The organism is Novosphingobium sp. KN65.2, from assembly GCF_001368935.1.
In the GTDB taxonomy this organism is placed as follows: Bacteria; Pseudomonadota; Alphaproteobacteria; order Sphingomonadales; family Sphingomonadaceae; genus Novosphingobium; species Novosphingobium mathurense.
The window spans coordinates 1-5376 of record NZ_CCBH010000053.1 but is presented as its reverse complement, the minus strand read 5'-3'; the positions used below and the strand labels follow the sequence as shown (position 1 = coordinate 5376).

5 protein-coding genes and 1 pseudogene are annotated in these 5376 nt (G+C 61.8%); 4 read left to right on the top strand and 2 right to left on the bottom strand.

From position 1 onward, the window contains the following. The 4 genes from SPHV1_RS01840 to hflX form a co-directional block, all read left to right on the top strand. Positions 1-299 (top strand): ATP-binding protein (locus SPHV1_RS01840; protein ID WP_197277608.1); only part of this gene is annotated, 299 nt, incomplete at its 5' end. A 49-nt stretch (positions 300-348) separates the two neighbouring features. Then, entirely contained in the window at positions 349-1740 is a 1392-nt protein-coding gene (locus SPHV1_RS01835; RefSeq protein WP_054944410.1) for a sigma-54 dependent transcriptional regulator, read from the top strand. Positions 1741-1872: 132 nt separating this feature from the next. Next, positions 1873-2445: an RNA chaperone Hfq gene (gene hfq, locus SPHV1_RS01830; RefSeq protein ID WP_054944409.1), complete on the top strand. Its 573-nt coding sequence runs from the start codon at positions 1873-1875 to the stop codon at positions 2443-2445. Between the two features lie 18 nt (positions 2446-2463). Beyond that, on the top strand, positions 2464-3804 hold the full coding sequence (gene hflX, locus SPHV1_RS01825; protein WP_054944408.1) for a GTPase HflX: 1341 nt from the start codon (positions 2464-2466) through the stop codon (positions 3802-3804). Here hflX and mazG read toward each other — a convergent pair. Both mazG and SPHV1_RS25315 read right to left on the bottom strand, forming a co-directional pair. After that, positions 3781-4569: a nucleoside triphosphate pyrophosphohydrolase gene (gene mazG, locus SPHV1_RS01820; protein ID WP_054944407.1), complete on the bottom strand. Its 789-nt coding sequence runs from the start codon at positions 4567-4569 to the stop codon at positions 3781-3783. The genes hflX and mazG overlap by 24 nt on opposite strands. 193 nt (positions 4570-4762) lie before the next feature. Further along, a pseudogene (locus tag SPHV1_RS25315) lies at positions 4763-5376 on the bottom strand (ISNCY family transposase); the annotation flags it as partial.

The following is a 5376-nucleotide window of genomic DNA, read 5'->3' as shown; positions in this document are numbered from 1 at the left end:
CACCTGAAGGTTGGCAGGGAAAGGTGGCTGTGGCGGTAACTGCCGATAGCAGTTCAATCGTCGTACGGGTAGCCGACAACGGCGTCGGTCTTTCGCAGGACCGCGAACGCATCATCGAACCGTACGTCACGACGCGGGAGAAGGGCACCGGCCTTGGCCTCGCCATCGTGAACAAGATTATCGAGGAACACGGCGGAGACATGCAGTTCATGCCGACCGAGGGTGGCGGAACGACTGTCACCATGCGCTTCGCGACCGATCCTCTCGCGCAGAGCCGCAAGCCGGAGGCGGCTGAGTGACGGCATCAAATCATCTTCCCAAGTTCAAACAAACAAAGAAGAATCTATCATGGCTCTCGAAATCCTGATCGTCGACGACGAACGCGATATCCGCGAACTGGTCGCAGGCGTGCTCAGCGACGAAGGTTATGAATGTCGCACGGCGGGCGACAGTGAATCGGCTCTGGCGGCGATCGACGCTCGCAGGCCTTCGCTGGTCCTGCTGGACGTCTGGCTCCACGGGAGCCCGATGGACGGGCTCGAGGTGCTCGATGCGATCAAACTGCGTGAGCCGGAGCTTCCGGTCATCATTTTCTCCGGCCACGGCAATATCGACACAGCGGTTGCAGCGATCAGTCGGGGCGCTGTCGATTTCATCGAGAAGCCCTTCGAAGCGGAAAAGCTACTTCACCTCGTCGGGCGCGCGACCGAGACCGAACGGCTGCGGCGGGAGAACGCGCAGCTCAAGCAGGATTTCCCGACGGGTGAGGAATTCACCGGTTCGAGCAGCGCCATCAACCAGGTGAGGGCGACCCTCAAGCGCGTGGCCAACACCGGCAGCCGCCTGCTGATTACGGGGCCGGCTGGATCGGGCAAGGAAGTCGCCGCACGCCTGCTTCACGCCTGGAGCCCGCGCGCAAGCAATGCCTTCGTCAGCGTCAACTCGGCCCGCATCACCCCTGAGCGCTTCGAGCAGGAACTGTTCGGAGAGGAAGCGGATGGTGCGCTCGTCCGTCCCGGCCTTCTCGAAACCGCGGACGGAGGCACACTCTACCTCGACGAAGTCTCCGACATGCCGCTCTCGACCCAGGCGCGCATCTTGCGGGTCCTGACCGATCAGGCGTTCGTGCGCGTCGGCGGTTCGCGGCAAATCCGGGTGGACGTGCGCGTCGTCTCCTCAACCTCGCGCGATCTGGAGAAGGAGATCGCCGATCGTCGGTTCCGCGAAGACCTTTTCTACCGTCTCAACGTGGTGCCGGTGACGATCCCGGCCCTTCGCGAGCGTCGCGACGACATTCCAGCGCTCATCGATCACTTCTTCGCCCGTTACGCCAATGAGCAGGGGGTGCCGCCGCCAAGAGTGAGCGGCGAGGCGATGACGGCACTGCAGGCTTATGAGTGGCCGGGTAACGTGCGCCAGTTGCGAAACGTGGTCGAGCGTACGGTCATCATGGCACCGCGTGAAAAACTCGAGACGATCGAGGTGGACATGCTGCCTCCCGAAATTTTCAACAACCGCTCGCAAGGCGATGCCGGCGTGTCAGTCATGATGAGCGCGCCCTTGCGCGAAGCCCGCGAGAGCTTCGAGCGCGAGTACCTGAAAGTTCAGATCCGGCGCTTTTCGGGGAACATCTCGAAGACGGCTTCGTTCATCGGCATGGAGCGGTCGGCTCTGCACCGCAAACTCAAATTGCTCGGCATGTCCGAGCGGCGAGAGGGCGATCCAGAGGACGAAATGTAATAGCCCTGTCATATTTTTTCGCATTTACTGCACTGCAGCAACTCGGTAGGTTTTGATTCGGTAACGGTCGTGGGGTTCCCACGGCCAGATCGCGGACCGCATTAGCGGCCGCCAAAAAGATGGAGCAAATACATGGCTGGACGTACGCTTACTGCGCGAACCAAACCTGCGGCGGCAGCAACTGCCGAACCGGCGAAGCCCCCCGTCGCGGCGGGAACTTCCGCAGGCAAGGGGCAGAATCTTCAGGATCAGTTCCTCAATCTTTTGCGCAAGAACAAGACTCCGGTCACCATGTTCCTGGTCAAGGGCGTGAAGCTTCAGGGCATCGTCACCTGGTTCGACAACTTCTCGATCCTGCTGCGCCGCGATGGCCAGTCGCAGCTCGTATACAAGCACGCGATCTCCACGATCATGCCCTCGACCCCGGTCGATGCCGCCCAGTTCGCCAGTGGTGGCGATGCGTCCAAGAAGACTCGCGTCCTGCAGGACGTGTTCCTCTCCAGCATCCGTAGCGCCGGCGTTCAGGTCACGATGTTCCTGATCAACGGCGTCATGCTGCAGGGCCGCGTTGCTGCATACGACCTGTTCTGCATGCTGCTCGAACGTGAAGGCTATGTGCAGCTGGCCTACAAGCATGCCGTTTCGACGATTCAGCCCGTGACTCCGGTCGATCTTCAGGCGCATGAAGAAGAAGCCGAAGATTGAGCGTGAAGCTGAACTGAATTGAACGACGAACTCAAGGGCGAGGTCACGCGCGGCGCGCGTGCCCTCGTCGTATATCCGCAGATGCGAGGGAAGGGGGATCTCGACCCCGAAGCGCGTCTTGAAGAAGCCAAGGGCCTCGCACTGGCGATCGGCCTCGTTGTTGCTGACGCCGTGGCGATTCCGATTCGCGAACCGCGCGCCGGCACCTTGTTCGGTGAAGGCCAGATCCAGAATATCGGAACGGCCTGTGAACTGAACGAGGCCGAACTGATCATCGTCGACGGTTCCTTGTCGGCGATCCAGCAACGCAACCTCGAAGAGAAGCTCAAGCGCAAGGTAATCGACCGTACGGGCCTGATCCTCGAGATTTTTGGCGAGCGCGCGGCGACGGCCGAAGGACGACTGCAGGTCGAACTGGCACACCTCGATTACCAGGCCGGACGCCTCGTGCGCAGTTGGACCCACCTTGAGCGGCAACGCGGCGGCTTCGGCTTCCTGGGCGGCCCCGGCGAAACGCAGATCGAGGCCGACCGCCGCATGATCCGCGACCGCATGGCGAAGATCCGGCGTGAACTCGAACAGGTCCGCCGTACGCGCGGGCTCCATCGGGATCGTCGAGAGAAGGCTCCGTGGCCGATCGTCGCCCTGGTCGGCTACACCAACGCGGGCAAATCGACCCTGTTCAATCGCCTGACCGGCGCTGGCGTCATGGCGCAGGACCTGCTCTTCGCAACGCTCGACCCGACGATGCGCGCCATTCGCCTGCCGGGTGTCGATAAAGCGATCCTGTCGGACACCGTGGGCTTCATTTCGGACCTGCCGACCCAGCTTGTCGCGGCGTTCCGCGCCACGCTGGAGGAAGTCACGGCGGCCGACCTGATCCTGCATGTCCGCGACATCGCCAATCCCGACACGGATGCCCAGAAGCGCCAGGTTCTCGATGTCCTGAGCGATCTTGGCGTACTCGGCGGAGAGCTTGGCGAAGATGCAGAAGAGGGTGCTGAGCCCGGAATTCCGATCATCGAGCTCTGGAACAAGTGGGACCTTCTCGGCCCGGAACATGCCGAGAAGCTGCGAGAAGCCATCGCCCACCGCGAGGATGAGACGATTGTCCCGATATCAGCGGTCACTGGGGAAGGTTGCGAGAACCTCCTGGAAGTCGTCGGCCACGCGCTGACCGCGGATTCCAAGGTCTATTCCTTCCTGATTCCCGCTGCTGATGGCCAGCGCCTTGCATTCCTGCACGCACGCGGTGAAGTGATTTCGGAAGAAGATGCGGGAGAGGGCATCGATGGCCCGCTGCTGCGCTTGCAGGTGCGCTTGGCTGAACGTGAACTAGGCCGATTTCAGGCGCTCTGAAACCTTGACCAACTGCCAATAGGATTCCTGCGATTCGAGGTCCAGGTCCTTGAAATTCTTGCCATCGGAAGCCGATAATTGCTCCATTGCGCGAAACCGACGCTCGAACTTGGCATTGGCGGCGCGCAAGGCTTCCTCGGGAGCGATGCCGTTGAGCCGTACCAGATTGACGGCAGCAAACAGAAGATCCCCGGCTTCCTCGAGCTTGTGATCTTCGGAGGCCTCGGCCAGCTCATCCATTTCCTCGCGGACCTTGTCGGCCGCACCGCTCGGATCGGGCCAGTCGAAACCAACGCGAGCCGCGCGCTTCTGAAGCTTCTCCGCGCGCATAAGTGCCGGAAGGGACATGGCAACACCGGCAACGGCGCTGTCCGCTCCCTTGGCCGCACGCTCCTGCGCCTTCAGCTTTTCCCAGCGTTCTGTCTGGCTATCACCGGAAGTATCATCGCCGAAGATATGCGGATGGCGCGCTTCCAGCTTGTCGGCGATGGAGGCAGCGACATCCGGGAAAGCGAAGTGACCGTCTTCCTCAGCCATGCGCGAATGGAAGACGACCTGAAGCAGGAGGTCGCCGAGTTCGTCACGCAAGGACTGGAGATCGTCGCGCTCGATGGCATCGGCAACTTCGTAAGCTTCCTCGATCGTATACGGAGCGATAGTCGCGAAGTTCTGGGCGCGATCCCACTCGCAGCCATTTTGCGGATCACGCAACCGGGCCATGATCGATAGCAGGCGGTCAAGGTGTGCGTGGCGGGTATCGGTCATTATCTGCGGTTCCGGCTTCGGCGATCAATGTTCCTGCCATTTAGAGAAGACACTCTTTCTGCCAAATAGAAATGTCACCGTCTGATGCAGCAGGGGCGGCGCGCAGCCCTTCGGTCCTGCGCAGCGTCGACCCTGCTGGTGCGCTGGTCTGGCGATGACAGCGCCCGGACCCGCTGCCCGGCAGCGGGCTCGCTCACTGGGTCTCGAGCATGCGCTGCGCCGCCTCGATCGGGGTGAGCCGGGGAAGGGGCGGTCGTCCACGCTTGCGCTTGACCGGTGCCTCCTGCGCCTGTGCAGGTGAGGGGAACATGTGTGTTAGCTGCGAACGCCGGCATGGCTCATTGTTGTTGCGCTTCCGCGGCGGCAACTGCTCCTGCAGCAGCTTCGCCATCGCCAGTGCCGCATCGAGGTGTTTGTTCTCGACAATTGCCGCCTGGTTCACCTGCCGGATCTTGTCGAATATCCGGTAAGGCAGCACATGCTCCCCGAAGCGGATCTCGAGCCGGCCATCCGGAAACTCACAGACCTCGACCCACTTGCCAGCCAAGGGCCGGCTGACCGCGCTGGGCTCGAGAATGAACAGCATCTTGTTGTAGTGCAGCGCCAGCGCCTGGCTCACCTTGGACTTCACCCGCCAGACCATCTCGGCGTCGAGATCCTCGTGCGGAGCGAGGGGACGGTGCAGATCACGCGGATCGAACGGGGCCTTTGCAAACCGCTGGTTGTGACGCCCCATGTATTCGGGCAGAAACACGTTGGCCTCGGCAATCGACGAAATGCCCTCAAGCCGCATCGCCTTGACCAGGC